The sequence below is a fragment of the Acinetobacter sp. AND/436 genome (assembly GCF_049546925.1).
GTDB lineage: Bacteria > Pseudomonadota > Gammaproteobacteria > Pseudomonadales > Moraxellaceae > Acinetobacter > Acinetobacter indicus.
The window spans coordinates 101,842-126,258 of sequence record NZ_JBMXBO010000007.1 but is presented as its reverse complement, the minus strand read 5'-3'; the positions used below and the strand labels follow the sequence as shown (position 1 = coordinate 126,258).

The 24,417-nt window shown below is 48.4% G+C and carries 22 protein-coding genes; 13 read left to right on the top strand and 9 right to left on the bottom strand.

What is annotated here, in order from left to right:
• Window positions 1-176: 176 nt before the first annotated feature.
• The 3 genes from purC to dapA are packed head-to-tail and all read right to left on the bottom strand — an operon-like array spanning window position 177 to window position 2,448.
• Window positions 177-896: a phosphoribosylaminoimidazolesuccinocarboxamide synthase gene (gene purC / locus ACPEPR_RS07615; protein WP_005180935.1), complete on the bottom strand. Its 720-nt coding sequence runs from the start codon at window positions 894-896 to the stop codon at window positions 177-179.
• A 37-nt stretch (window positions 897-933) separates the two neighbouring features.
• Window positions 934-1,536, bottom strand: a complete 603-nt coding sequence (locus ACPEPR_RS07610) for a lipoprotein-34 precursor (NlpB) (RefSeq protein WP_423562237.1) — start codon at window positions 1,534-1,536, stop codon at window positions 934-936.
• 15 nt (window positions 1,537-1,551) lie between these two features.
• Entirely contained in the window at window positions 1,552-2,448 is an 897-nt protein-coding gene (gene dapA, locus ACPEPR_RS07605; RefSeq protein ID WP_005180931.1) for a 4-hydroxy-tetrahydrodipicolinate synthase, read from the bottom strand.
• 725 nt (window positions 2,449-3,173) lie between these two features.
• On the opposite strand from dapA, the gene mhpT reads away from it, so the two are divergent.
• The 4 genes from mhpT to ppk1 all read left to right on the top strand — a co-directional run bounded on the left by mhpT (window position 3,174) and on the right by ppk1 (window position 8,452).
• Complete coding sequence (mhpT, locus tag ACPEPR_RS07600) at window positions 3,174-4,382, top strand: 3-(3-hydroxy-phenyl)propionate transporter MhpT (RefSeq protein ID WP_005180930.1); 1,209 nt, start codon at window positions 3,174-3,176, stop codon at window positions 4,380-4,382.
• 145 nt (window positions 4,383-4,527) lie between these two features.
• Window positions 4,528-5,184 carry a bifunctional nicotinamidase/pyrazinamidase gene (pncA, locus tag ACPEPR_RS07595; RefSeq protein WP_168414822.1) on the top strand — a complete coding sequence of 219 codons (657 nt, stop codon included), beginning with the start codon at window positions 4,528-4,530 and terminating at the stop codon, window positions 5,182-5,184.
• Window positions 5,185-5,221: 37 nt separating this feature from the next.
• A complete protein-coding gene (locus ACPEPR_RS07590; RefSeq protein ID WP_423562236.1) occupies window positions 5,222-6,151 on the top strand; it encodes a bile acid:sodium symporter family protein in 930 nt (309 codons plus the stop codon).
• Window positions 6,152-6,388: 237 nt separating this feature from the next.
• Window positions 6,389-8,452, top strand: coding sequence for a polyphosphate kinase 1 (gene ppk1, locus ACPEPR_RS07585; protein WP_075175034.1), 2,064 nt, complete (start codon window positions 6,389-6,391; stop codon window positions 8,450-8,452).
• A 63-nt stretch (window positions 8,453-8,515) separates the two neighbouring features.
• Here the strand turns inward: ppk1 and ACPEPR_RS07580 are convergent, their stop codons facing one another.
• Entirely contained in the window at window positions 8,516-9,769 is a 1,254-nt protein-coding gene (locus ACPEPR_RS07580) for a hypothetical protein (RefSeq protein ID WP_423562235.1), read from the bottom strand.
• 77 nt (window positions 9,770-9,846) lie between these two features.
• Between ACPEPR_RS07580 and serB the strand changes: the two genes are divergently transcribed.
• The 3 genes from serB (at window position 9,847) to ACPEPR_RS07565 (ending at window position 12,444) form a co-directional block, all read left to right on the top strand.
• Window positions 9,847-11,067 (top strand): phosphoserine phosphatase SerB, encoded by a 1,221-nt coding sequence (serB, locus tag ACPEPR_RS07575; RefSeq protein WP_005180917.1) that lies wholly within the window; start codon window positions 9,847-9,849, stop codon window positions 11,065-11,067.
• A gap of 401 nt (window positions 11,068-11,468) precedes the next feature.
• Entirely contained in the window at window positions 11,469-11,804 is a 336-nt protein-coding gene (gene aciT / locus ACPEPR_RS07570) for a ciprofloxacin tolerance protein AciT (RefSeq protein WP_005180916.1), read from the top strand.
• 154 nt (window positions 11,805-11,958) lie between these two features.
• Entirely contained in the window at window positions 11,959-12,444 is a 486-nt protein-coding gene (locus ACPEPR_RS07565) for an SCP-2 sterol transfer family protein (RefSeq protein ID WP_075175036.1), read from the top strand.
• A 70-nt stretch (window positions 12,445-12,514) separates the two neighbouring features.
• Here ACPEPR_RS07565 and dtd read toward each other — a convergent pair whose 3' ends face one another.
• On the bottom strand, window positions 12,515-12,955 hold the full coding sequence (gene dtd / locus ACPEPR_RS07560; protein WP_035363358.1) for a D-aminoacyl-tRNA deacylase: 441 nt from the start codon (window positions 12,953-12,955) through the stop codon (window positions 12,515-12,517).
• A gap of 226 nt (window positions 12,956-13,181) precedes the next feature.
• On the opposite strand from dtd, the gene ACPEPR_RS07555 reads away from it, so the two are divergent.
• The 5 genes from ACPEPR_RS07555 to asd all read left to right on the top strand — a co-directional run bounded on the left by ACPEPR_RS07555 (window position 13,182) and on the right by asd (window position 18,528).
• Entirely contained in the window at window positions 13,182-14,702 is a 1,521-nt protein-coding gene (locus ACPEPR_RS07555; protein ID WP_016658702.1) for a catalase, read from the top strand.
• Window positions 14,703-14,875: 173 nt separating this feature from the next.
• Complete coding sequence (locus ACPEPR_RS07550) at window positions 14,876-15,370, top strand: ankyrin repeat domain-containing protein (RefSeq protein ID WP_168395912.1); 495 nt, start codon at window positions 14,876-14,878, stop codon at window positions 15,368-15,370.
• 98 nt (window positions 15,371-15,468) lie between these two features.
• A complete protein-coding gene (gene pncB / locus ACPEPR_RS07545) occupies window positions 15,469-16,668 on the top strand; it encodes a nicotinate phosphoribosyltransferase (protein WP_087662325.1) in 1,200 nt (399 codons plus the stop codon).
• A 169-nt stretch (window positions 16,669-16,837) separates the two neighbouring features.
• Window positions 16,838-17,680, top strand: coding sequence for a sulfurtransferase (locus tag ACPEPR_RS07540; RefSeq protein WP_075175038.1), 843 nt, complete (start codon window positions 16,838-16,840; stop codon window positions 17,678-17,680).
• On the top strand, window positions 17,677-18,528 hold the full coding sequence (asd, locus tag ACPEPR_RS07535) for an archaetidylserine decarboxylase (protein WP_005180897.1): 852 nt from the start codon (window positions 17,677-17,679) through the stop codon (window positions 18,526-18,528). Before ACPEPR_RS07540 ends, asd begins: the two co-directional genes overlap by 4 nt.
• A gap of 61 nt (window positions 18,529-18,589) precedes the next feature.
• Here asd and phoR read toward each other — a convergent pair whose 3' ends face one another.
• From phoR to ACPEPR_RS07520, 3 genes are all read right to left on the bottom strand, one after another.
• A complete protein-coding gene (gene phoR, locus ACPEPR_RS07530) occupies window positions 18,590-19,945 on the bottom strand; it encodes a phosphate regulon sensor histidine kinase PhoR (protein ID WP_016658705.1) in 1,356 nt (451 codons plus the stop codon).
• 9 nt (window positions 19,946-19,954) lie between these two features.
• Window positions 19,955-20,665: a phosphate regulon transcriptional regulator PhoB gene (gene phoB, locus ACPEPR_RS07525; protein WP_005180894.1), complete on the bottom strand. Its 711-nt coding sequence runs from the start codon at window positions 20,663-20,665 to the stop codon at window positions 19,955-19,957.
• Window positions 20,666-20,888: 223 nt separating this feature from the next.
• Window positions 20,889-21,590, bottom strand: coding sequence for a TetR/AcrR family transcriptional regulator (locus tag ACPEPR_RS07520; RefSeq protein ID WP_005180893.1), 702 nt, complete (start codon window positions 21,588-21,590; stop codon window positions 20,889-20,891).
• Window positions 21,591-21,805: 215 nt separating this feature from the next.
• Here ACPEPR_RS07520 and ACPEPR_RS07515 point away from each other — a divergent pair, with 215 nt between their 5' ends.
• Window positions 21,806-22,645, top strand: coding sequence for an SDR family NAD(P)-dependent oxidoreductase (locus tag ACPEPR_RS07515; RefSeq protein ID WP_016658706.1), 840 nt, complete (start codon window positions 21,806-21,808; stop codon window positions 22,643-22,645).
• 329 nt (window positions 22,646-22,974) lie between these two features.
• On the opposite strand, the gene ACPEPR_RS07510 is transcribed toward ACPEPR_RS07515, so the two are convergent.
• Complete coding sequence (locus tag ACPEPR_RS07510; protein ID WP_005180888.1) at window positions 22,975-24,342, bottom strand: MATE family efflux transporter; 1,368 nt, start codon at window positions 24,340-24,342, stop codon at window positions 22,975-22,977.
• Between the last annotated feature and the right edge of the window lie 75 nt (window positions 24,343-24,417).

Below are 24,417 nucleotides of genomic sequence, written 5' to 3'. Positions count from 1 at the left end.
ACTGTAAAATTTACCGTGTCTTGCCTATGTGCTTAAGCATAGGTCAAAACTAAAAATATGTAAAAACGATCATTTTTATAAGTTGAATTTGTTTTTTCGATTGAGAGTGAGAAAACTCAGCCAATAAAAAACCGGATCAGCTGATCCGGTTTTTTTATCGTTCATCTTGGAGATGATCAGATATTGTCGAGGTTGATGCCTAAACGTGCCGCAACTTCTTCATAGGCTTCAACCACGCCGCCTAAACCTTGACGGAAACGGTCTTTGTCGAGTTTTTTCTTGGTGTCTTTGTCCCATAGACGGCAGCCGTCTGGAGAGAATTCATCACCCAGCACGATACGGTCGTGGAACACACCAAATTCAAGTTTGAAATCGACCAGAATCATGTTGCCGGCATCAAACAGGGCTTTTAGTACATCGTTAACTTTGTAAGTCAGTTCTTTCATTTGTGCCAGCTGCTCAGCAGTCGCCCAACCCAGCGCAATCGCTTGAGATTCGTTGACCATTGGATCGCCTAAGGCATCATCTTTAAAGAACAGTTCAAATGTTGGCGGGGTCAGTTCCTTGCCTTCTTCGACACCGAGGCGACGGCACAGAGAACCAGCTGCATAGTTACGGATTACGCATTCAACCGGAATCATGCTCAGCTTTTTCACCAGCACTTCATTTGGGGTCAGCAGTTTTTCAAAATGCGTTTCGATACCGGCTTCAGCCAGTTTTTCCATAATAAAGGCGTTAAAACGGTTGTTCACCTTACCTTTACGATCTAGTTGTTCGATCTTTTCGCCATTGAACGCAGAGGCATCGTCACGAAAGACTAAAATCAGGTGGTCTTCACTATCTGTGGTATAAACAGATTTCGCTTTACCAGTATAGAGCAAGGTTTGTTTTAACATGAGGGAACCTTTTTCAGAAAAAAATGCCTAGTAATGTCTAGGCTGGCCAATTTTGGTAAATCTGGGCCAACAGGTCTGCAGCTTTTTCTTTGTCTGCAAAACTGTTGTCGGCGTTGAACACAGCCAGGTTGTTACTTGTACCGACAGAGGTGAGTCTTAAGACGTAGGTCTGTTGATCGACCGAGATGGTGACTTCGTAACGGTTTTTGCTCTGACCAATAATGCTATGGTTCAGGCTGCTGAGTGTGGCAAGCGTATACTGCCAAATTGTAGCAGAATTTCCATCTATTTTGAGCAGTGGATTTTGATTTCCATCTACAACCGGTTGTGGACGACCTGGCGCGGTGTTGTCCTGTACAGCAGCGGCCTGAGTCGGCTCTACGGCTGGAGGACGAGGAAGTGCGAAACGGTTGCCACGGCTGTTTTCCAGCTTCGGTGCATGTTCAATGGCCAGTGGGTCAACCGTTGGTGCAGGATACAATGGCGTTGCTGGTCGGGCCACAGCACCTTCAGGATATTGTAAGGGCGCAAGGGTGGTGGTGTCTTTATAATCCAGAGAGCCATTGCTGATGGCTAAAGAACTACAACCTGCCAAACTTACCACTGAAAGTGCAGTGATTAAACCAAAACGTAATTGCATAATATTGTGCTCTTATTAAATGACACCTGAAGCCTGTAAAGCTTCACGTAACGGTGCGCGATATTGTTCTGCAAGTGGCGTTAATGGCAGGCGGATGCCGGTACCAATTAAGCCCATTTCATGAAGTGCCCATTTCACCGGAATTGGGTTTGATTCACAAAATAGAATATTGTGTAAATTTGCAACTGTATTGTTACGTGCTTCAGCGCTGTCATTGTCGCCGGCAATGGCTGCGGCACAAACTTCGCTCATGACTTTTGGTGCCACATTGGCCGTAACCGAGATATTGCCTTTGGCACCAGCCAGCATTAACTGATAGGCAGTGGCATCATCACCTGAATAGACAGTCATGTCTTTACCCGCCAGACCGGCCAGTAATTCACGGCCACGTGGTACATCGCCAGTGGCATCTTTAATGCCCACAATTTGTGGAATGTCGGCCAGACGAATCACTGTTTCGTTGGACATGTCGACGCCAGTACGGCCCGGAACGTTATACAGGATTTGTGGCAGATCCACTGCTTCGGCAATAGTCTTATAATGCTGATATAACCCTTCCTGGGTTGGCTTGTTATAATATGGCGTGACGAGAAGTGCGGCATCGGCGCCGAGTTCTTTGGCTTCTCTGGTCAGTTCGATCGCTTCATGCGTTGAGTTTGCACCAGTACCAGCAATCACCGGGATACGTTTGTTGGCCACGCGAATGATTTCTTTAATCACACGTGTATGTTCAGCCATGCTTAATGTAGAGGCTTCACCTGTCGTGCCCACGGCCACAATACTGTTCGTGCCTTGTTCTATGTGCCACTCAACCAGCTTCTCGAGACCTTTCCAATCTACGCTGCCATCTTCTAACATTGGGGTGACGATTGCGACAATTGAGCCTTGAATGGTCTGTGCTTGCTGAGTCATTTTGAAAAAATATCCTATTTTTCCATCCACAAAAGTTCGTAGAAACAGAAAACGTGGATGGTTGCAGTATTTTGATTTGAGTCAGAATTCAATAAGTCATGATTGAATAATGCTTATGCAAATTATGACTGATTCAGTGTGTCAGAACAATATGCGTAAGTCAAAGCCAATATCAACTTTATCCGCTGCTCAAAACAGTCCGGTATAAGGCATAAGTTGGTGCTTTTACAGCAGTTCAGGTTCATCTTCGACTTTAGAATGAACTGGCGAGTAAGCATAGGTCTATAGAAGCTGTCCGGACAGCAATTTTGCCTGGAAAATGCAGTAAAAAGCCACGAAAACCAGGTAAAAGGGTCGGAATTAAGATAAAAAAACACTTAAACTAGACCTGAAAATTATTTGAACAGGCTTTTTTTAATGCCATTTCCTGCTTAAAACTTTACTGAATGATTTTTTTCAGATCTAAATGAAAATAATAATTTTGACTGTTTGTTTATTTGTAACCGTTGATATTTATATGGATTTTACTGTTTTTTTAAATTGATATGCCTCAATTAAGTCTTTCTAAAACTATATGTTTGCGTGTCTTAAAATAAGAAATGTCTATTAATTTTTTGCCAGACCAGCGCTTTATTCCACTTATTGATAGTTAATTCAAAGGACATCCTCATAGATGATGGCGGCCTTAACCTTTTATAAACACTGATTGAAACAAGGATTCTCCAATGGAAAGATCAGATAATCGACATGCGATTGTGACAGTAGCCATCTGTTTCTTGATTGCGGTCATTGAAGGCTTGGATATCCAGGCAGCAGGTATTGCCGCAGCTGGTATCCGTGAGCATTTTGGCCTCGATAGCTCGCAATTGGGGGTGTTTTTTAGTGCAGGGATTCTGGGCTTATTGCCTGGTGCACTGGTTGGTGGACGCGTGGCAGACCGTATTGGCCGTAAACAGGTGCTAATCTGGTCGACTGCCGTGTTTGCGGTCTTTACTTTATGTACCGTATGGGTCAACAGCTTTAACTCATTGCTGGCGGTACGTTTCCTGGCCGGTGCCGGTCTGGGTGCAGCCATGCCAATTCTGATTACGCTGGCCTCTGAAGCGGTATCACCACAAAACCGTGGCCGTGCCGTAGGTCTGATGTACTGTGGTATGCCAGTCGGTGCTGCGATTTTATCGTTAATTGCCAGTACCGATTTCGGTTCTAACTGGAAAAACATTTTCTACCTAGGCGGTTTATTACCTATTATCGTCATTCCTGTGATGATGTGGTTATTGCCAGAATCGAAGGAATATTTAAAAGCCAAAGATCAGGCTGCGAATACGACAGCAGAAGCTACGCCACAAGGTTCGTTTAAAGATCTGTTTAACTCGAACAACCTGCTACGTACCATGTTCATCTGGGTCAGCTATTTCTTCACCCTGATGGTAGTGTACATCATGCTGAGCTGGTTACCGTCGCTGTTCCAGGAACTGGGCTTCTCGCGTAAAGAAGGCGCAACTGCACAGTTCTACTTTATGGTCAGCGCGACGATTGGTACCGTTATTTTGGGTATGCTGACCGATCGCTGGAAAAAAGCCTATGTCATTCTGTTGATGTACGGCGGTATTCTGGCCGGTCTGCTGGCACTGAACGCTGCAGGTTCATTAACTCAAATGTATCTGGCCTCTGCGCTGGTGGGTGCATTCGTCATTGGCTGTCAGGGTGTACTGTATGCCTTCGGTGGTATTGTGTATCCAACTGAAGTGCGTGGTACCGGTATTGGTGTGGCGTCTGCCGTGGGCCGTGTCGGTGCGATGCTCGGGCCTGCGATTGCCGGTTCACTGTTAACGGCTGGCTTTGGTGCAGCAGGGGTGATCTCTGCCGCGATTCCATGTATCGTGATCTCTGCCATCTTTATGTTACTGCTGGTGCGTCGTATTCAAAACTAAACACGCATTGTAACGACCCCTTCAGACAGCCCGCATATGCGGGCTGTTTTGTTTTCACCGTACAGTCCAATGATTCCGCTGCAACAAAACCATCCATTTGGTATATGCTAGGACGCTGACAATAAGCGAAACATGGATAGGTGTTATGCAAGCGCAGACGGCATTGATCGTAGTAGATGTACAAAATGGATTTACACCGGGCGGTAATTTGGCCGTCGCTGATGCCGATCAGATTATTCCGATCATTAACCAGCTGGGGCAGGTCTTCGACAATATTGTCCTGACCCAGGACTGGCATCCGCAGAATCATATTTCTTTTGCCGACAATCATCCGGGCAAACAGCCGTATGAGGTGGTGACGCTGGAATATGGCGAGCAGGTGCTGTGGCCGGCACATTGCGTCCAGGGTACCGCCGATGCCGAACTGCATCCGGCGCTGGACTTGCCCCAGGCGCAGCTGATTATCCGCAAAGGGTTTCATGCGCAAATTGACAGCTATTCGGCCTTTATGGAAGCAGATCAGAAAACCACCACCGGCCTGGCCGGCTATTTAAAAGCGCGTGGCATCGACACGGTGTTTATTACCGGCATTGCCACCGATTTTTGCGTGGCCTGGACCGCCATAGATGCCTGCAAGCTGGGCTTTAATACCTTTGTCATTGCCGATGCCAGCAAAGGCATAGACCTGAAAGGTTCATTGCAACATGCCTGGCAGGAGATGCTAGCGCATGGGGTAAAACGGGTCTATAGCAAAGATGTGTTGGGCCTGTTACAGCCTGCTGCACAGCCAAGCCTGGCCTGATTGGCCCGAATCATTCATTCAGAACGTGCCGAGGTCTATGGTGTTAGGTTTTAGCCAGTTTGTACAGAAAACTTTTGCCCTGTGGGTGCTGCTGTTTGCCGTGATTGCCATGTATCAGCCAGAGGCTTTTGTCTGGTTAAAAGCCTATATCACCTGGATGCTTGGTATCATCATGTTTGGTATGGGCATGACCATGTCGCTGCAGGATTTTAAAGGCGTGCTGCAAAGCCCCAAAGCAGTCGCGATTGGCGTGGCCGCGCAGTTTATGGTGATGCCGCTGTTGGCCTATCTGTTATGTGCCTTATTCCGGTTACCGGCTGAAATTGCCATTGGGGTGATTCTGGTTGGCTGCTGTCCGGGTGGTACGGCTTCGAATGTGATTACCTATATGGCCAAAGGCAATACAGCCTTATCGGTGGCCTGTACTTCGGTGTCGACCTTGCTGGCGCCGCTGCTGACCCCAGCAATTTTCTTTGTGCTGGCCAGCCAGTGGATTAAAATTGATGCCTGGTCCATGCTGAGCTCGATTTTACAGGTGGTACTGTTCCCGATTGTACTGGGCCTGCTGCTGCGCGCGCTGTTTAAAACCCAGGTGGAGCGTTCCATTACCCTGATGCCGCTGGTTTCGGTGGTGGCGATTGTTGCCATTGTCGTGGCAATTATCGCCGGCAGCCGGGCACAGATTCTGGAAAGCGGCTTGCTGATTTTAGCGGTGGTGATGCTGCACAATGGCCTGGGCTATTTACTCGGTTTCTGGGCAGCGCGTTTATTTAAATTGCCCTATGCCGACAGTAAAGCGGTGTCGATTGAAGTCGGAATGCAGAATTCTGGCTTGGGCGTGGCCTTGGCGGCGGTGCATTTTGCCGCGTCTCCGGTGACCGCCGTACCGAGCGCCATCTTCAGTTTATGGCACAATATTTCTGGACCGGCACTGGCCACCTATTGGGCCAGCCGGCAGCGCCAATAAAGGACAGCTGTCATCCGGCTGTCATCAAGGCAAGGATGCCTTAGTATATTGAATATGCTGTCTTTTTACTTAGATAAAAAACAAAAAAATGATAAAAAACAGATTTTTATTTTGAACAAATTTGGGCTAATTTTCATCATTTGGTCATTTTTGTAACACAACTGTCATATTCAATTTCTAAGATGCCCTCACAGAGGCGGCACAAACAGACTGTTGTAAGACAGCATAGAGTGAGATATGAGCGATTTTCAGCATTCATCCATGACCTATTTCAATCGGGAACTGGCATTATTCGAGTTCCATCAACGGGTATTGGCCCAAGCGCTGGATGAGCGTCTGCCGCTGCTGGAACGCTTAAACTTTCTGATTATTTTTTCCCGAAATCTGGATGAGTTTTTTGAAATCCGCGTGGCGGGTTTAATGAAACAGCTGGATTTAAATGCCCTGACCCGCACTCCGGATGCAATTCCGACCGAACTGGTGCTGGCACAGTTATCTGAAGAAATTCATGCGGCGGTCGAGCTGCAATATCGCACCTTAAATCAGGACATTCTGCCGCAGTTGCAGCAGGCCGGGATTCGTTTTATTCAATATCCGCAAATTCAGGACAAGCATAAACCCTGGATTGCCCAGTATTTTGCCAAACAGGTCCAGCCGGTACTGACCCCAATCAGTCTGGACCCATCACATCCGTTTCCGCGACTGGTCAATAAAAGCCTGAACTTTATTGTCAGTCTGGAAGGTAAGGATGCCTTTGGCCGTGAAATTGAAATGGCGATTGTGCCAGCCCCACGTTCCTTGCCGCGCTTAATTGCCTTGCCGCCTGAAGTGGCCGGGGAAGGGGAGGAACAGATTTTCCTGACGGCAATTATCCAGCAGCATATCAATGACCTGTTCCCGGGCATGAAAGCCACCGGCTGCTATGCTTTTCGTGTGACCCGAAATGCCGACCTGATTCTGTCGGAAGATGTCGATGATCTGGCGGTGGCCTTAAAAGATGAGCTGTCATCACGCCGTTTCGGCCGTGCGGTGCGTCTGGAAATTGAAGATGACTGCCCGCAGAGTATTATTGACTACTTGCTAGATGAGTTTGATCTGGATCAGCAGCAGCTGTATCAGACCAGTGGCCCGATTAACCTGTCGCGTCTCACCACCAGTTTTGACCGTCCGGAACTGAAATATCCGATTTTTAGCCCGGTGATTCCGCCGGTGTTTCGCAAGCAGAAACCGATTTTTGAGGTGCTGAAGAAGCAGGACGTACTGCTGCATCATCCGTTTGATTCTTTTCAGCCGGTGATCAGCCTACTCAAAGAAGCGGCCAAAGATCCGCATGTGCTGGCAATTAAACAGACCCTGTATCGCAGTGGTCCGGACTCGGAAATTGTGCAGGTACTGGCTGAAGCGGCGCGTAATGGCAAGGAAGTCACTGCGGTCATTGAACTGCGTGCCCGCTTCGACGAAGAATCCAATATCATGGTTGCCAACGTGCTGCAGGAAGCCGGTGCGGTAGTGGTGTATGGCATTGTCGGCTATAAAACCCATGCCAAAATGATTCTGGTGGTACGCCGCGAGCAGGACCAGCTGGTGCGTTATGTGCACTTGGGCACCGGTAACTACCATGCCGGCAATGCGCGCATGTACACCGACTACGGCCTGATGACCACCCAGCCGGATATCTGTGAAGATGTGCACCGCATGTTCCAGGAACTGACCGGCATGGGCAAAATGGCCAAACTGAAAAACCTGTTGCATGCGCCGTTCACCCTGCACACTGAACTGCTGAAACTGATTGAACAGGAAATTGAATTTGCCCAGGCCGGCAAAGCCGCGCAGATCATGATTAAAGTCAATGCCCTGACCGAGCCACAACTGATTGCGGCGCTATACCGTGCCTCGCAGGCCGGGGTGCAGGTTGATCTGATTATCCGTTCGATTTGCTGCCTGATTCCCCAAGTGCCGGGCATGTCAGACAATATCCGGGTGCGTTCGATTGTCGGTCGTTTCCTGGAACATACCCGCGTCTATTATTTTGAACATGGCGGCGAGAAAAAACTGTTCTGTGCCAGCGCTGACTGGATGGGACGTAACCTGTTCTCACGGGTTGAAACCTGTTTCCCGATTCTGGACAGCAAGATCAAGAAATGTATTGTCGAAGATGGTTTACGCAGCTATTTAAATGACAACCAGAATGCCTGGGAATTGCAGTCCGATGGCCACTGGCAGAAAGTGCAGCCGGAACCGGAACAGCCCCTGCACAGTGCACAGGCCTATTTACTGCAAAAAAAGCTCCTCAAACTCTAAGCCTCTATCAAAAAATCCTGACACGGGTCAGGATTTTGATCAGACGACAGCGGCTGCTGCGTCTTAAGACGCTTTAGAGTGCTTGCCACGTAAAATTTCAGTTCTTAACTGCTGGGCCAGTTCGGCCGCTTCACTGTCCATGCCATTGACCATATAGGCATGCCGGGTCAGCACATTGGTCGGGTTTGGCATACTGACCAGTTCATAATGATCGGACAGGGTTTTCAGTAATTCATGCGGTAAATGCACCGCATTTTCCTTAGCTGATAGCTGGCTGACCAAGCGTTCTGCCGCCTGCACCGAAGACAGCTGCATGGCATCGACCGGGCTGGACAGTGCACTGCGGGTTTGCAGCACAAAGCGTTTTTCTTCACGGTAGCGTTTATACAGCACTTCAGACAGCAGCTGGAACACGGTGCCAATCATCGCCAGACACGGTGCCGCATTCGGTTTATCGGCCGACATGCTTAAGGTGGCGCCATCTTCATGGAATGGTTGTACCGTGGTGATATCCTGCTGGCTAAGTTTATAGTGCTGCACACACAGCTCGATGCTCTTGTTCAGGAAAATCTGGCATAGATTAAAATACGGCACCGAAACGGTTTTGTTGACCGTATCCATCAACTGTTTCGGATCATAGAACTGGATGTTTAACGAAATTGTATGCTGATCAATCGGGGCCGGTTTGTTTTCTTTCAGTTTTGGTGCGGCTTTGGCCTGTTGCTGCGCCTGTGCAATCGCCAATGCGGTATTGTGTTTTTCCTGCTCCAGTGCCTGGGTCAGATTCTGGATTTCGTGTTTCAGACGCGATTCATTGTTGATACGCGCCAGATATTCTGAACGGCTTGGACGGGCAATCGCACGATAGGCCAGCCACAGCAGGGCATGAATAAACAGCGAACTGAGAATCGCCATCCACTGGGTGCGCAGAATTTCGCCAATACTTGGTTTGACCAGGGTCACCTCAATGGTGCCGACTTTCTTTTCGTTTTGCAGCGCATCGCGCACAAAGACTTCACCCTGACGGGTTTTGGCCAGGCCACCGGTGGCCAGCACCTGATTGTTGGTATTCAGAATGCGAATTGAGGCAATACTCGGGTTGGTGGCATAACGATCGGCCAGAAGCGCCAGTGAAACGGTATTGGCCGGTTCCAGCTCGGACAGGCTGTCTGTGACCAGCTGGCTGGTGATCAGCTGGCCTTGACTGGCCCGATTTTCATTGAGCTGGTGAGTCGTTGCCAGTACCAGTAAAAAGGTATGCAAGGCAAAACTTATGGTCAGTAGGCTAGCAAATAGCCCTTGTCTAGGCGCATTCAACGTAAACTTCCAAAGTAATTCTACTTAATTTCGATTATGATTCTAACAATAGTTGTAGCTCAGACCCGAGTCAATTCATGCGAGAAATCATTCTTATATCATTTTTAGGACCTGACCAACCGAATCAGTTTACTCGATTAATGCAGGTTCTGTCCGCTCATTCCTTACAAATCTTAGATGTCGGTCAGGCGGTCATTCATAACCAGTTGACTTTAGGTATTGTCGTCTCATCAGATGACCAGACGGCTACCGCATTAGCCATGAAAGAGATCCTGATTTTAGCACATGATATTGGCTTAACTGTGCGCTTTAAACCGATCTCTGCAACAGAGTATGAACAATGGGTCAATGAAGGTGGCCGTACTCGTTACATCGTGACGGCTTTGGCGCCAGAACTCAATGCCTCTCATCTGCAGGCAGTAACACAAATTGTATCCAGCCAGGGTTTCAATATTGAGACCGTGACCCGTCTGTCTGGCCGTCCGGCAGCAGATGGTTCCAGCCAGGGGCCAAAACGTGCCTGTGTGCAGTTTGGTTTAAGCGGTCAGATGCTCGATGCCGCAGCCATGCGTGCCGCCTGTTTAAGCCTGTCCAACGCGCTAAGCGTCGATGTCGCGGTACAGGAAGACAATGCTTATCGCCGTAACCGTCGTTTGGTCTGCTTTGACATGGACTCAACCTTAATTGAGCAGGAAGTGATTGACGAACTGGCGATTGAAGCCGGTGTCGGTGCACAAGTGGCTGAAATTACCGAGCGTGCCATGCAGGGCGAGCTGGATTTCCAGCAAAGTTTCCGTGCCCGTGTGGCCTTGCTAAAAGGTCTGGATGCGTCGGTTCTGCCAAAAATCGCCGAGCGTTTAACCGTGACTGAAGGCGCCGAGCGTCTGATTTCGACCTTAAAAGCCCTGGGCTATCGCACTGCGATTCTATCGGGCGGATTCCAGTACTTTGCCGAATATCTGCAGGACAAGCTGGGGATTGATGAAGTACATGCCAATATTCTGGATGTCGAGCATGGCGTGGTAACCGGGGAAGTGAAAGGCCATATTGTGGATGGTGCGCGTAAAGCCCTGTTGCTGCGTGAACTGGCCGAGAAAATGGGTATTTCTCTGGAGCAGGCCATTGCGGTAGGTGATGGTGCCAATGACCTGCCAATGCTATCCATTGCCGGTCTGGGGGTTGCTTTCCGTGCCAAACCGCTGGTACGTGAAAATGCCAATCAGGCGATTTCCAGCGTTGGCTTGGATGGTGTTTTGTATCTATTAGGTGTCCATGATAAAGACCTGAACCGGGCTTAAGCACATCACAGGTTGAATCAAGCGCAGCATAAGGGCTGCGCTTTTTTTATGCAAAATCAGTGAACAAGGGCAAATGTTCATTTTTTGACTGAATCGAAATCTGCTTTAAAAACATCGAAAAAAATATTTTTCAGGACAGTTTTGCAGGTTGTTTTTTTGTAATGACACGCGAAAGAAGGAGTAGCCTTATCTTCAGAAATCTTTAAAATTAAAAAAGTGTAATGACAATATAATATTGCGACAATGTGTGTCGCGTGGTCAAAATTTAAGTCTTTTTTTATCCAGAAAACTACTCATAATGCTTCCATAGATTTGAAATTGGCCTTGCCATTCATTTACAAGTATTGAAGATGGCATGGGGACTCGACAAGATCCACATCCATTTTTGGACGGAGGTTTTTATGTTAACAGCGAATTTAGCAACTATAGTCGGCTTGAGCTTGGTAGCGGCTGCTTTGATTGCTGTTTTCTTTTCGCCTTATCGTCGTTGGTTAAGCTTCATGTTGGCCGGTATGGCATTCTGGGGTATTTTGGAAACGGTCCGTTTTAGCGTACAAACTGTTTTTGAACTGCCTGTGACCTACAGCTATCTGTCTGCATTAACCCTGGCGATGATTGTTGTGACATTGCTTTTGCTACGCGAAGACCGTCGTGCAGAGCGTGCATTGGCCAAAAGACGTTATATCGAACATACCCCAGTGTATGAAGATGACCAGCAGCAGTATTCCAGCCGTTAAGTCTATACAGATAAAACGTCCAAAAAATGTACAGTCATGTACATTTTTTTTTACTTTCGATAATGATTGTTATACAAAGCCTTGCTGAAAAATCAGCTGTTTATGGTAGGATGAAAAGCAATCTAACCCAACAATTACAATAGGCCCGGACGTCATGAAACTTTCCTCAATTCCTGTCGTGAAACTCCCTCTGGTTGATGTCAGCACGGATCCGCTTGATTTACTCGTGACAGGTTTGGCTTTGCGTATGAAGCAGCTTGCCCGTACCAGCCCTAAATTTATTGAGTTGGTTCATGAGCGTCAGTTCCGCATCCAAATTGGTACCGATACCGGTTTTGCCCGTCAGATTATTGTCAATAATGGCGACATTGATACCGTGTCGGGTGATGCTGAAAAAGCCGATTTTATTTTGCAGTTTGCCGATAGCGAGCAGGGCGTGAAAACCCTAATGAAAGGCGATCCGACTGCCTTTATGACCGGCATGCAAAATGGCACCATTAAAATGGAAGGTGATTTTGGTCTGCTGGTCTGGTTTAACCAGGTGGCGAAACTGGTACCACCAAAGCTGCCGAAACCGGTCAAAGAAAAAATTAAAATAGCGCGTCAGTTTATTAAACAGAAAACTGGCAAATCAATCTGATTGCTGCGTCGAAACGCCCAAGAAAAAGGTCTTCCAGTGGAAGACCTTTCTTTATGCACCCGGTAGAGACTTATTCAATTTCCAGCTGAAAGGTCACCGGCCCGTCATTGACCAGATGCACTTTCATATCGGCGGCAAAAATACCGGTTTCTACCTGTGCAAACTGGCTTTTGGCATAGTCCACCAGCTGATCATACAGTTCTTTGGCTTGCGCGGGGGGCATCGCCGGGCCAAAGTCAGGGCGTAAACCTTTCTGGGTCTGGGCCATCAGGGTAAACTGCGATACCAGTAAAATACCGCCGCCGGCCTGGCTGACATTCCAGCCCATCTTGCCCTGTTCATCATCAAAAAAGCGATATTTCAGGATTTTATCAATCAGCTTTTTGCCTTTGTCCAGATTATCGTCTTTGCCCAAACCTAAAAAAACCAGAATACCGTGCTGGATCTGGCCGGTGACTTCTCCCTCTACCACCACTTTGGCTTCAAGAACCCGTTGTAATAATGCGCGCATACGAATGAACTGTCTGACTGTGTTGATGGGGAGAGATTGTAGCAAATTGTGATCCAAAACAGAGAACGTCGGCTTTTTGTTGATTTAATCTCTTAAAACCAATATGGGATTGATGTTTTATCTAATAAAACGATTCTGGTTATAAAAATATTCCGTTTTCACAATTTTGTCATGATTGCTATTTTTTGCCTGCAGGAAAGGGAAAGCATAAACAAGAGGTGATGGAATGGTGAAACATTCATTATGGGTTGCGATGCTGGCAACCATGACATTGAGCACACAAGCAGCAGTACTCACCAAAGACAATGGCGCAGCCGTAGGCGATAACCAGAACTCGATCACTGCCGGTGAAAACGGTGCCGTGTTACTGCAAGATGTACAACTGGTGCAGAAACTGCAGCGTTTTGGGCGGGAGCGTATTCCTGAGCGGGTGGTACATGCCCGTGGCACGGGCGCTTATGGCGAATTTGTGGCGACCAAAGATTTATCTGACTTAACCGTGGCCTCACTGTTTAAAGCCGGTACCAAAACACCGGTGTTTCTGCGTTTTTCTACGGTCATTCATCCCAAAGGTTCGCCGGAAACCCTGCGTGATCCGCATGGTTTTGGTCTGAAATTTTATACGGAGCAAGGCAACTGGGATTTGGTCGGCAACAATCTGCCGGTGTTCTTTATTCGTGATGCGATGAAGTTTCCAGATTTCATTCACGCCATGAAGCCAAGTCCGGTGACCAATGTACAGGACCCGAACCGGATTTTTGACTTTTTACAAAGCCAGCCGTGGTCGGTAAATATGTTGACTTATGTCTATTCCAACCTGGGAACACCGCTGAGTTACCGGCATTTAGATGGTTTTGGGGTACATGCCTTCAAGCTGTATAACGCCAAAGGCGAATATAAATATGTGAAGTTTAACTTCCGTACCCAGCAGGGCGTAAAGGGCATGAATCTGGAGCAGACCCGTGACATGCAGGGCAAGGACTTTAACCACCTGACCAATGATCTGTATAACAATATTTATGCCGGCAACTATCCGAAATGGGATTTATATATTCAGGTCCTTGATCCGAAAGACCTGAACAATTTTGACTTTAACCCGCTGGATGCCACCAAAATCTGGCCAAACGAGTTAATTCCGGAAACCAAAGTCGGCACATTAACTTTAAACCGGATGCCGAAAAACTTCTTTAATGAAACCGAGCAGTCGGCCTTTGCACCGGGCAACCTGATTCCGGGAATTGAGCCCTCCGAAGACCGTTTGCTGCAAGGCCGTATTTTCTCCTATTCAGATACACAGCTGTACCGTTTAGGGGTCAATCATCAGCAGATTCCGGTCAATCGTCCGCGGGTGCAGGTCAATAACAATAATCAGGAAGGCTTTATGAACATCTCAGAGCGGGATTCTGAGGTGAATTATGAACCAAGCCTGAAACAGCCAAAACCGGCCGCAGCAGTGGCACGTGCGGTGGCCACGCCACTTGCAGGCACAGTGCTACAGCAGGCCATTCAGAAACAGCAGCCGTTTAAACAGGCCGGTGATTTATACCGTTCTTATTCTGCTGTAGAGAAAAAAGACCTGATCCGTAACCTGGCGGTAGATTTGGGCGCGGTAAAAGATGCTGAAACCAAGCACATCATGCTGTCTTATTTCTACAAGGCCGATGCCGATTACGGCACCCGCCTCACCGCGGCGGTCAAAGGCAATCTGGCCACAGTCAAAGCCAAGGCGGCCAAGTTGCAGGATTAAACTTTTTTCTAGCGCTGTTATAGAAGGAGCTGCACAGCGTTAGACCGTACTGGTGACGGGTGCGCTCGACGTCACCTCTTGAAAGTCCTGTAAAACTCGCATCCCTTTCCTGCACCCTGGGGGAGTTTTACAGGCACCTCTTTATTTTTGCCGATTCAGACAGGAGCAGCAAGATGCGTATTTTCACCATGCTCTGTGCCGGACTGTTCAGCCTGGGAGTAGGCACAGCACCGGCCTGGGCACAAGCAGATTCATCCTCGGCCACAAGCCAAACCGTAGCACCATCTGCCGCACAAGAGCTGATTGATCTGTTTTTTGCGGCCGCCCGCAGTGGCCAGCATGACGTGATTCAGGAATTTTTACAGCACGGTTTTCCGGTCGATGTCCGTAATCCGGCCGGTTTTACGCCATTAATGATGGCGACGTATTATGGTCATCAGCCGATTGTCAGCACCTTATTGACCTATGGCGCCGACCGCTGTGCACGTGATCAGAAAGGTCATACCGCGCTAATGGCAGCCATTGTAAAAGCCGAGTGGGGCATTGCCCGGCAGTTACGTCAGGTCGATTGTGATGCTCACGCGGCCCAGACCGGCCAGCTGACTGCCGAAGAATTTGCCCGGGTATTTGGTCAACAGCAGCAATTTCAGAAGCTGAGTGAGGACTAGCCGAGCGCCAGGTTCTTACCCAATGGTCGATACAAAAGGTTAAATATCGCTGTAAAAATTATGCTTTAATGCAAGGAGTACAGCAAAAACGAACTCTTATGGCACCAATCATCCACTCTTTGCTTGATACCGACTTGTACAAATTTACCATGCTACAGGTGGTCTTACATAAATTCCCGCAAACCCACAGTGTCTATCATTTCCGCTGCCGTAATCTGGAAGATACGGTCTATCCACTGGCGGATATTCTGGATGATTTAAATGCACAGCTGGATCATTTGTGCCGCCTGAAATTTAGCGAAGATGAACTGCAGTATTTGCGCAGTTTACGCTTTATCAAAAGCGACTTTGTCGATTATCTGGAACTGTTCCAGCTCAAGCGCCGTTTTATTCGTGCCGGCATCGACAGTGAAGGGCGTCTGGATATTGTGGTAGAAGGCCCGATGGTTCAGGCCATGATGTTCGAGATTTTTGTGCTGGCCATTGTCAATGAGCTGTATTTCAGCCGTATTCGCAGTGACGAGGTGCTGGCCGAAGGTGAACGCCGTCTACAGGCCAAAGTGGCCTTGGTGCAGCAATATGCCGCCGAGCAGAATCCGGAAGATCCGCCATTTCTGGTTTCGGATTTTGGTACACGCCGCCGTTACAGCTTTGCCTGGCAAAAGCATGTGGTGCAGCAGATTAATGCCGCCGCGCCGGGTGTATTCCGCGGCACCAGCAATGTGCTGCTGGCCAAACAGCTTGGCATTACTCCAATTGGCACCATGGCGCATGAATTTTTACAGGCCTTTCAGGCGCTGGATGTGCGTTTACGCGACTTCCAGAAAGCGGCACTGGAAACCTGGGTACAGGAATATCGGGGTGACTTGGGGATTGCCCTGACCGATGTGGTCGGGATGGATGCCTTTCTGCGTGATTTTGACCTGTATTTTGCCAAACTGTTTGATGGCCTGCGCCATGACAGTGGCGATCCGTATAGCTGGGGCGACAAAGCCTATGCCCATTATAAAAAGCTGAAAATTGACAGTAAAACCAAGATGCTGACCTTTAGTGATGGCCTGACCCTGGAAAAAGCCTGGGCGCTGCACAACTACTTTAAAGACCGCTTCCAGGTTAGTTTCGGGATTGGCACCAACCTGACCAATGATATGGGACAAACCCCGCTGAATATTGTGTTAAAGCTGGTGGAATGTAACCGTCAGTCAGTGGCCAAAATTTCCGACAGTCCGGGCAAAACCATGACCGACAACGACACCTTCCTCGCTTATTTGCGTCAGGTGTTTGATATTCAGGAATAAGCAAAAATACAGGCCAGGTCCAGTGCAAAGGCTGGACCTCGTCCTCTCCCTGGTGGCGGGTTGACCTCTATCCATGTTTCTGCGCAAGGAATGCAGAAATTCAGGATAATCCTAAAAATGACTTGTGCTAACATCAGGGACAAGGATAGTGATAAAACATACAACCACGATGAATGATGCCACGATCAATTTCGGTCTGTTGATTGAAGCCGAAGACCTGGTGCCCTATTTAGGCAGTGAAAAATTACGTATTGTCGATTTAAGCCGCAACTCGGTCTATGAACAGCTGCATATTCCACATGCGCTACATGTAAAGCCAAAACTATTGCTGCGTCAGGAAGAGTATGCTTCGGGTTTATTGCCGGAGCAGGACGGCCTGGAAGAACTGATCCGCTATTTAAATATTTCCCCTGAGCATCATGTGGTGGCCTATGACGATGAAGGCGGAGCCTGGGCCGGGCGTTTGCTGTGGAATTTACATTGTTTAGGTTTTGAAAACACTAGCCTGCTCAATGGCGGGATTCATGCCTGGCTGGCGGCCGGTCTGCCGACCTCGTCGGAGCTGCCGAGCTTTGCGCCGGTTGAGCATTTGGTGCCGGTACAGCTGAATGATCAGTATCAAATTCAATATGATGCGTTATTAGAGCAGGTACAAAGTGCTGAACTGCAACTCTGGGATTGCCGCACTGCAGAAGAATATAGCGGACAGCGACTGGCGGCGCGACGCGGCGGTCACATTCCGGGCGCCCGACATTTCGAGTGGAGTACTGCCCTTGACCGCGAAAATCATTTAAAATTGCATCCGCTAGAACGCACGCAGCAACGTCTGGAACAACTTGGCTTTGATTTAAGCCAACCGGTGGTGGTGTACTGCCAGTCTCATCATCGTTCCGGTCTGGCCTATATTCTGGGCCGTTTACTGGGTTGGCCAATCCGGGCGTATGCAGGTGCGTGGAGTGAATGGGGCAATCGCCTCGACAGTCCTATCATTACCGGAGAGTTGCCGTCTTGAGCCTCACATCTCGTTTAAAAAAACAATTATTTATTCAGGCCCAGCGCGTGGTACCCCAGCACCAGTTGTCTCGTGTGGTGGGTAAAATTGCTGCCAGTGAACACCCGATGGTGAAAAACGCAGTAATTCAGGCATTTAAAATGCAGTACGGAATTGATATGTCGATTGCCGAGCAAGGCAATGCCCTGAAATTCAAATCCTTTAATGAATTCTTTACCCGTGCCTTAAAAGATGGGGTGCGTGTGGTCGATGCCGATCCGAACAGCATTGTTTCTCCGGCTGATGGCGCGATTTCCCAGCTGGGTAAAATTGAAGATGGTGCAATTTTTCAGGCCAAAGGCCAGAACTTTACGGTTGAAAACCTGATTGCCGATCCACAGCTGGCCGAGCCGTTTAAAAATGGCCAGTTTGCCACTGTGTATTTATCACCGCGGGATTATCACCGGGTGCATATGCCATTTGCCGGTACCTTAACTGAAACTCTGTATGTACCGGGCGAGCTGTTTTCAGTGAACCAGACCACGGCAGAACATATTCCGGGACTGTTTGCCCGTAATGAACGCATGGTCTGCCTGTTTGATACCGAGATGGGCCGGATGGCGGTGGTGCTGGTGGGTGCCATGATTGTGGCCGGTATTGAAACGGTTGCCACCGGCAAGGTCAAACCATCGGGCCGTTTGGAGCTGAACCAGCATGACCTGTTCCTGGAAAAAGGCGCCGAATTAGGCCGTTTCTATCTCGGTTCTACCGCAGTGATTTTATTTGAACAGGATAAAATGCAGTGGGATGCGCAGTATCAGGCCAATTCTCTGGTGGAAATGGGCAAAGCCATGGGTCATCGCCTCTAAGCTGTTTGTATTGAAATGAAAAATGCCCGGATTAATCCGGGCATTTTTATGGGTATTCGGTTTAAAGGCTATACAGCCGTTCTTTGGGAAAGACGGCCTTAAAGGTTGAGCCGCTATTTTCTTTGGACTCGACTTCTAAATGGGCATTGTGCTGCATCAAGACATGCTTGACGATGGCCAGCCCTAAACCGGTACCGCCGGTCTGACGGCTACGCGCGCTATCTACCCGATAAAAACGTTCGGTTAGACGCGGCAGGTGTTTCGGATCAATGCCGATGCCGGTGTCCTGCACACTAAAATAGCCATGCTCGCCATCATCATGCCAGCCAATGGTAATGGTGCCGCCTTTCGGGGTGTATTTGATGGCGTTGGTAATTAAATTGCTAAAGGCACTGGCCAGTTCCATATCGGAGCCAATCAGGTCGCAATGACTGTCGATATCCAGATTCAGGGTATGGCCATAATCAATATTGTAGGCATGCGCATCATCAAACAGCTGGTTCATCAGACTTGGCATGTCAATAATCTGGTTTTTAGCAATGGTCTTTTCATTTTCCAGACGCGACAGCAGCAGCAGGTCATTGACCAGCGCATTCATACGCCGGGTTTGCGACTGCATCTGTTCAAAGGCACGTTTCCAGCGCGGATTCATGTCTTCCTGGTCGGTAAAGGTTTCAATATAGCCACTCAGTACGGTCAGCGGGGTGCGTAATTCGTGCGAGATATTGTCGACAAAGTCTTTGCGCATCTGTTCCAGATTGTGCATCCGGGTCATGTCATGTGCCACCAGCAGGCGGCTTTCGCCACCAAAGCGGGTCATTTTGACCTGCACATAGTGTTCATCCAGCACGGTCGATTTGATTTTCAAGCCATCTGGTGCCTGATCAATATGATGAAAATATTCAATAAATGCCGGTTGGCGCAAAATGGTTAAAATATTGCGACCACGGTCCAGTGGCTGAATGCCGAGCAGGCGCTCTGCTGCCGGGTTCCACCATTCAATCTGATGGTTATCATCAATCAGCACTACCGCTTCGGCCAGGGCCACCAAGGATGACTGGGCACGGTCAATCAGCCCGACCATTTCGGCCTGAACAATACGTTCCTGACGCTGCGAGCGGTAGACATTAAATAATAAAGCCCCCCAAATGCCATGCAAATTGGGGGGAACATCATAGGGACGGTTGGCAATCCAGTCATTGACCAGATAGAGGGAGCGCATTTGGGTGGCGAAAAACGCCAGAAAGCCAATAAAAATACAGATCCAGAACTGTTCGATCCCGAGACCAATAAAACCTGCAATTACTAAAAAAAAGATCAGTAAACGGAGATCTTGTTTGGCAAAAGTCCACAAACTGCTGTAACGGACATTCTTGTGGTCACGGGCCAGTTCGGGGACAGGGTATGGTTCATACATAAAAAGCGATTAACCTAAGGCGACATCCGCACGGGTTGAGAAACGGTATCCAGTGCCACGAACCGTTTGTACAAAGCGGTCTGCGCCAAATGGCTCCAGCACCTTGCGTAAACGACGAATATGCACATCAATGGTACGATCCTCAATATATACGTTGCCACCCCAGACCTGGTCAAGTAGTTGTGCACGGGTATAGGCACGTTCCGGATGCGTCATAAAGAAGGCCAAAAGACGATATTCGGTTGGACCCATGTCCAGAATGTTGTCGCCAAAGCTGACGCGCTGGCTGACCGGATCTAGAATCAGGCCGTTGGCATCAATGGTTTTTTCACCATTCAGGGCATTGGCACGGCGCAGTACGGCTTTGATGCGTGATACCAGCTCACGGGTAGAAAACGGTTTGGTCATGTAGTCGTCGGCACCGGCATCCAGACCCTGAACCTTGTGGTCTTCTTCACCGCGTGCAGTCAGCATGATCACCGGAATTTCCGCCAGGTTTTCATCACGTTTTAAACGACGACATAAATCAACACCGCTGACACCGCCAGGCATCATCCAGTCCAGCAAAATCAGTGCCGGGCGTTGATCGACGATCATCTGATGCGCCTGTTTGGCATCTTCGGCCTGTAAGCAATGAAAGCCGGCCATATCCAATGAGGTATGGATCATCTCTCGGATTGGAAGTTCATCATCGACAATTAAAATGTAGTCATCTTTCACAACGCAATACCCTATAAGTGAACGGTGAACCGTTTATATTTATGACAGGCTTATTACAAAGATTAATTATGACAGTATCATTGCAGAAAGGGCAGACAGCGCTATTTTCGCAATGTTTTGTGACAATTTTTTGTACAGAATGGGCTGAATCCGGAATTCATTTAAAAAAATTTAAATAAAAGATTCAAATATTTAATTTTTCTTGCAGTTTGATGACAGGGATTCAGGCTTTTTTGCTACTTTCTGGCTCCGCTTCGGAAAAATGTTCGAGCAGGGAAATGAACACCACGCTACAGGCGCTGAGCACTTCATCCATTGACTGCTTAAAGCCGCTCATGACCCAGCGGATGGCAATTTGGGTGACATAACCGTTCAGGCCGCTGGCAATTAATGACAGTTCGCGTTCTGAATGCTGCAGGTTTGGCATCATTAGCATGACAAAGGCCTGAATCATGCGGTCAAAGCGCGCCATGCTTTCCTGAATGGTGGCCTGGTTGTGCAGTTCCTGTACCAGCATGGCATCAATATAAATAATCCGAGCCATCTGCGGGTTGTCTTTGAGCGTAGTCAGCAGGGCAGTTAAACCGGCTTCAATCATTTTTTGCGGATTGGTCGAGGCCTGCATGATGGCCTGCATCACATTGTGTTGCAGTGCATCAATCAGCTGTAAAAAAATGGTCTGGAACAGGTCTTCACTTTTTTTGAAGGATTCGTAGAAATAGCGCTCGGTGAGTTTGGCCTCGGTACAAATATCTTTCACCGTGACCGCAAAAAAACCATGCGTGCCATAGGCGTGCAGGCCGGCTTCAATCAGTTTTTCCCGGCGTAGCTGTTTGCGCTCGCTCAGCGATAATCCTTTAAATTGGCGCTCTTTATTTTGGGTATTCTGCGCATTTGGGGGAGCGGGGTGTTGTGCTTCGGTCATAGTAAAAAGGCCAGTTCACATCCTATATTGCTATAGATTAACAAGATTTTGCGCTAAGTGCGAAGTTTGGCATTCAGATTTGAACGCAGCAGACAGAAATCTGCGGGCTTTTGCGTTGACAATGATTATTGTCAAAATTATATTTGAGTGGTGAAATTGAAGTGCGCTGCCGTGCCTGAGGGACGCAGCCAGACCATCCATAAAAAGGAAGCGGAATGAAAAATTTTAAAAATAAAGTCGCGGCGATTACCGGAGCAGGTTCAGGCATTGGCCAGCAGCTGGCCGTCTTATTGGCCCAGCAGGGCTGTCATTTGTCTTTAAGTGATGTCAATGAAGAAGGCCTGGCTAAAACCAAAGCCTTGCTGAGTGATTATAACGTGCGAGTGACCACGGCGCAGGTGGATGTGGCAGATCGGGCGGCTATGAAGCACTGGGCTGAACAGACCGTGCAGGATCATGGCTCAGTCAATATGATTTTTAACAATGCCGGGGTGGCCTTAGGATCGACCGTTGAAGGCGCCTCTTACGAAGACCTGGAGTGGATTGTCGGGATTAATTTCTGGGGCGTGGTGCATGGCACCAAAGAATTTTTGCCGTATATCAAACAGACTGGTGATGGCCATATTGTCAATATTTCCAGCCTGTTCGGGATTACTGCGCAGCCGACCCAATCGGCCTATAACGCGACCAAATTTGCGGTACGTGGTTATACCGAGTCGTTACGTCAGGAACTGGATATCCAGAACTGTGGCGTGAGTGCGCTGTGTGTGCATCCGGGCGGGATTCGGACCAATATTGCCAACGCCGCGAAAATGAATGACAGTCTGAGCAGTCTGGGCATGAATTCAGAAAAGTCGATACGCTCTTTTAATAAATTATTGCGTTATCCGGCAGAGCATGCGGCACGCGATATTCTGGATGCGGTTTTAAAAGATAAACGCCGTTTGTTGATTGGTAATGATGCCAAAGCCATTGATTTAATTCAGCGGATTGTCCCAAGTGGCTATCAGCGGGTGATGGCGGTGGCGACCCAGCTGGGCAAAGGCCGTAAATAAACTGTATTTTAAAGAAGCCTGCGTTAAGCGGGCTTTTTTGTGGCTGTTCAGCATATTTCATTTTTTATTTATCTGAAATTCAGAATAAAACTGTCAAGTTTTTGACAGATTTGAATAAGCCGTTTTGACATCATCAGCTCATCCCGAGTGGAAACCTTTAAAAACATCAAAAGAGAAATGAAGGAAATTTAATATGAGCTATGACTATCAACATATTCAGGTCAAACCGATTAATGGCCGTATTGGCGCTGAGATTCAGGGTATTCAATTATCTTCGCAATTAGCGCAAGCGGTGATTCAGGAAATTAATCAGGCGCTATCTCCTGCCCTCAAATCAACACCTCAATGGTCTTTTTCTTCCAGACAAACTGATAATACAGGCCTTGTAAAATACACAGACTGACAAAGGCCAGCGCATAGGCATACCAGATGCCTTGTAATCCCCACCACTGACTGAACAGATAAGCACACGGCACTTCAATCAGCAAAATTGCCAGCACATTAATAATCATTGGCACCGTGACAGTCCCGCTGGCGCGCATAATCGAAGCGAAAATGGCACTGGCCCCAAAGAACAAAATTGACCACAGCACAATAAACAGCAGCTGCTGGCCCAACTCGACCACCTGCGGGTCGGTAATAAACAGCGCCATTAAATATTTCGAGAATAAATAGGCCAGTACCACCAGCATCCCGGTAATCATCAGGTTCATGCCCAAAGCAGTACGGGTGACTTTGGCCAGTAAATCGGACTTGCCAGCCCCAATCGCCTGCGCACCAAAAATAGAGGCGGCAATGGCAATCGACAGCGCCGGGAACTGAATATAGTTCAGCACCTGATTCACCGCACCATAGGCCGCTGTGGCTTCAGCGCCATAACGGTTGACCAGCCCGACAATCACCAGCCCCGCCACCGACGTGGTCACCATCTGAATGCCGGTCGGAATACCCAAACGTAAAATAATCTTGCTCAAGATCGGTTGATGGCGAATATTTTTCAGCAATTGCCAATCCGGTCGTAGCGGATGGTTTTTCTTGTTCAGATACACCGCCAGAAAAATCAGCACCGCCAGATAACCAATAATGGTGGCGATAGCCGGGGCAATAATCCCCAGACGCGGAAAACCAAAATAGCCGGCAATCAGCACCGGGGTAATAAACAGCCCGATCAGGCTGGTCATGCCTAAGGCAATTAAGGGGGTAATACTGTCGCCCACGCCGCGTAAAATGGAGGTGTAAATAATATAGACAAACAGCAGCGGGCTACCGGCCAGCATCCATTGCACATAGGGCAACGACAGATGCATCACCTGCGGATCGGTACCGAGCGCCAGCAGAATGGATTTGGCGAAAATCACGCCTAAAATGGCAATGATGGTGCCGCCAATCAGGGTCATAAACAGGGTCGAGCCGACCACACAGCGTACTTTTTCAATATTCTGCGCACCCCAGGCCTGCCCGACCAGCACGGTTGAACCGGCTGACAGCCCGATCACAAAGGCCATCAAACAGAACAGAATCGGGAAGAATACCGCCACCGCTGCAATGGCATCGACACCCATCATCTGGCCAACAAAGACAGTGTTGATGGTGCCAGACAGGTTTTGCAGAATATTGGTGGCAATCAGCGGCAGCAGGAAAATCAGGAAGGTTTTCCAGAGCTTGTGTTGATTCACCAAAGGTTGATGCTGCGGCATGAGCAATCCTGTAACCGGTTTATGATCGTGTGCATGAATGGCTTTACCCTAGCATGAGCCTGTAGCAAAAAGCCT